We start from the raw sequence: 2,500 nt of genomic DNA on the forward strand, positions 1-2,500 counted from the left end.
CAAGCCTAAGTACTCGTGCATGACCGATAGCGAACTAGTACCGTGAGGGAAAGGTGAAAAGCACCCCGACAAGGGGAGTGAAAGAGTACCTGAAACCGATTGCCTACAAACAGTGGGAGCCCGCAAGGGTGACCACGTACCTTTTGTATAATGGGTCAGCGACTTAGTGTGACGAGCAAGCTTAAACCGCTAGGTGTAGGCGCAGCGAAAGCGAGTCTGAACAGGGCGTTCAGTTCGTCGCATTAGACCCGAAACCGAGTGATCTAGCCATGAGCAGGTTGAAGGTAAGGTAACACTTACTGGAGGACCGAACCCATAACTGTTGCAATAGTTCGGGATGACTTGTGGCTAGGGGTGAAAGGCCAATCAAACTCGGAAATAGCTGGTTCTCCGCGAAATCTATTTAGGTAGAGCGTCGACCGAATACCCCAGGGGGTAGAGCACTGGATGGGCTAGGGGTCCTCACCGGATTACCAAACCTAACCAAACTCCGAATACCTGGGAGTACTAGTCGGCAGACACACGGCGGGTGCTAACGTCCGTCGTGAAAAGGGAAACAACCCTGACCTACAGCTAAGGTCCCCAAGTTATGGCTAAGTGGGAAAGGATGTGAGGATCCCAAAACAACCAGGATGTTGGCTTAGAAGCAGCCATCATTTAAAGAAAGCGTAACAGCTCACTGGTCTAAATAAGGGTCTTTGCGCCGAAAATGTAACGGGGCTAAAGCCATACACCGAAGCTTAGGGTTCGTAGCAATACGAGCGGTAGCGGAGCGTTCTGTAAGCTGATGAAGCCATACCCGTGAGGGGTGGTGGAGGTATCAGAAGTGCGAATGCTGACATGAGTAACGTAAGGGGAGTGAGAGACTCCCCCGCCGAAAGACCAAGGGTTCCTGCTTAAAGCTAATCTGAGCAGGGTTAGCCGGCCCCTAAGACGAGGCGGAAACGCGTAGTCGATGGGAACCACGTTAATATTCGTGGGCTTGGAGGTAGTGACGGATCATTGAGGTAGTCCAATCTTATCGGATTGAACGGGCTGCTGCGTGGTTCCAGGAAATAGCTCCTCCTTATAAACCGTACCCGAAACCGACACTGGTGGTCTGGTAGAGTATACCAAGGCGCTTGAGAGAACTATGCTGAAGGAACTCGGCAAATTGCACGCGTAACTTCGGAAGAAGCGTGACCCTTTTCTACGCAAGTAGAGGAGGGTGGCACAGACCAGGGGGTAGCGACTGTTTATCAAAAACACAGGGCTCTGCGAAGTCGCAAGACGACGTATAGGGTCTGACGCCTGCCCGGTGCTGGAAGGTTAAGAGGAGGGGTGCAAGCTCTGAATCGAAGCCCCAGTAAACGGCGGCCGTAACTATAACGGTCCTAAGGTAGCGAAATTCCTTGTCGGGTAAGTTCCGACCTGCACGAATGGCGTAACGACTTCCCCGCTGTCTCCAGCATAGACTCAGTGAAATTGAATTCCCCGTGAAGATGCGGGGTTCCTGCGGTTAGACGGAAAGACCCCGTGCACCTTTACTATAGCTTTACATTGGCATTCGTAGTGGCATGTGTAGGATAGGTGGTAGGCTTTGAAACCTGGGCGCCAGCTCAGGTGGAGCCACCCTTGAAATACCACCCTTATTACTATGGATGTCTAACCGCGGCCCGTTATCCGGGTCCGGGACAATGTATGGTGGGTAGTTTGACTGGGGCGGTCGCCTCCTAAAGAGTAACGGAGGCGCGCGATGGTGGGCTCAGAACGGTCGGAAATCGTTCGCTGAGTGCAATGGCATAAGCCTGCCTGACTGCGAGACTGACAAGTCGAGCAGAGACGAAAGTCGGTCATAGTGATCCGGTGGTCCCGCGTGGAAGGGCCATCGCTCAACGGATAAAAGGTACGCCGGGGATAACAGGCTGATGACCCCCAAGAGTCCATATCGACGGGGTTGTTTGGCACCTCGATGTCGACTCATCGCATCCTGGGGCTGGAGCAGGTCCCAAGGGTATGGCTGTTCGCCATTTAAAGCGGTACGTGAGTTGGGTTCAGAACGTCGTGAGACAGTTCGGTCCCTATCTGCCGTGGGTGTAGGAATATTGAAAGGATCTGTCCCTAGTACGAGAGGACCGGGATGGACGGATCTCTGGTGGACCTGTTGTGGCGCCAGCCGCATAGCAGGGTAGCTATATCCGGACGGGATAACCGCTGAAGGCATCTAAGCGGGAAACCCACCTTAAAACGAGTATTCCCTGAGAACCGTGGAAGACGACCACGTTGATAGGCCGGGTGTGGAAGAGCGGCAACGCTTGAAGCTTACCGGTACTAATAGTTCGATCGGCTTGATCGTTCTCATTCCTTATGCTCATCGCTCCAATGGAGGATGACAGGCACATAAAGACCAGCGAACAGCCCCGAGAGGCACCCGACAGCTCCGCTGCCGACGCCTCTTCGTGCTCTTTGCTCAAAAGCTTCTCGAATAACGTGCGTTTTGCCGACCTGGTGGTTATGGCGG

At 53.5% G+C, this 2,500-nt stretch carries 2 rRNA genes (both cut by a window edge); both read left to right on the top strand.

Features of this window, described 5'->3' with window-relative positions:
- Positions 1 to 2,335: ribosomal RNA gene (locus tag AC07UC_RS09560) — 23S ribosomal RNA — on the top strand (it extends 520 nt beyond the left edge of the window).
- Between the two features lie 148 nt (positions 2,336 to 2,483).
- Positions 2,484 to 2,500: ribosomal RNA gene (rrf, locus tag AC07UC_RS09565) — 5S ribosomal RNA — on the top strand (it continues 98 nt past the right edge of the window).

The sequence above is a fragment of the Mesorhizobium sp. GW821-FHT04C10 genome (genome assembly GCF_059420305.1).